The sequence below is a fragment of the Acinetobacter sp. YH12099 genome (assembly GCF_013419195.1).
In the GTDB taxonomy this organism is placed as follows: Bacteria; Pseudomonadota; Gammaproteobacteria; order Pseudomonadales; family Moraxellaceae; genus Acinetobacter; species Acinetobacter towneri.
Window position 1 is genome coordinate 1 of record NZ_VPAP01000060.1, and the last position, 1074, is coordinate 1074.

A 1074-nucleotide genomic window follows, 5' to 3' on the forward strand; every position below is an offset into this window, starting at 1 on the left:
TAGTTGCTGGGTATAGACCCGAAACCGGGTGATCTATCCATGAGCAGGTTGAAGGTTGGGTAACACTAACTGGAGGACCGAACCCACTGTCGTTGAAAAGCCAGGGGATGACTTGTGGATAGGGGTGAAAGGCTAATCAAACTCGGTGATAGCTGGTTCTCCCCGAAAGCTATTTAGGTAGCGCCTCGGACGAATACCATTGGGGGTAGAGCACTGTTTCGGCTAGGGGGTCATCCCGACTTACCAAACCGATGCAAACTCCGAATACCAATGAGTACTATCCGGGAGACAGACTGCGGGTGCTAACGTCCGTAGTCAAGAGGAAAACAATCCAGACCGCCAGCTAAGGCCCCAAAATCATAGTTAAGTGGGAAACGATGTGGGAAGGCATAGACAGCTAGGAGGTTGGCTTAGAAGCAGCCACCCTTTAAAGAAAGCGTAATAGCTCACTAGTCGAGTCGGCCTGCGCGGAAGATGTAACGGGGCTAAAACTATGTGCCGAAGCTGCGGATGTATACATTGTATACGTGGTAGGGGAGCGTTCTGTAAGCCGAAGAAGGTGGATTGAGAAGTCTGCTGGAGGTATCAGAAGTGCGAATGCTGACGTGAGTAACGACAAAACGGGTGAAAAACCCGTTCGCTGAAAGACCAAGGGTTCCAGTCCAACGTTAATCGGGGCTGGGTGAGTCGACCCCTAAGGCGAGGCCGAGAGGCGTAGTCGATGGGAAATTGGTTAATATTCCAATACTTCAGTGTAATGCGATGAGAGGACGGAGAAGGTTAAGTCAGCCTGGCGTTGGTAGTCCAGGTGAAAGGAAGTAGGCATGCATCTTAGGCAAATCCGGGGTGCTCTATGCTGAGATCTGATAGCAAGCTGTACTTGTACAGTGAAGTGGCTGATACCCTGCTTCCAGGAAAAGTCTCTAAGCTTCAGTTACACTGGAATCGTACCCGAAACCGACACAGGTGGTCAGGTCGAGTAGACCAAAGCGCTTGAGAGAACTCTGCTGAAGGAACTAGGCAAAATGGTACCGTAACTTCGGGAGAAGGTACGCTGTTGATGGTGATAGGACT

At 50.6% G+C, this 1074-nt stretch carries 1 rRNA gene; it reads left to right on the forward strand.

Annotated elements, in window-relative coordinates:
- Positions 1-1074: ribosomal RNA gene (locus FTU39_RS13770) — 23S ribosomal RNA — on the forward strand; the annotation flags it as partial.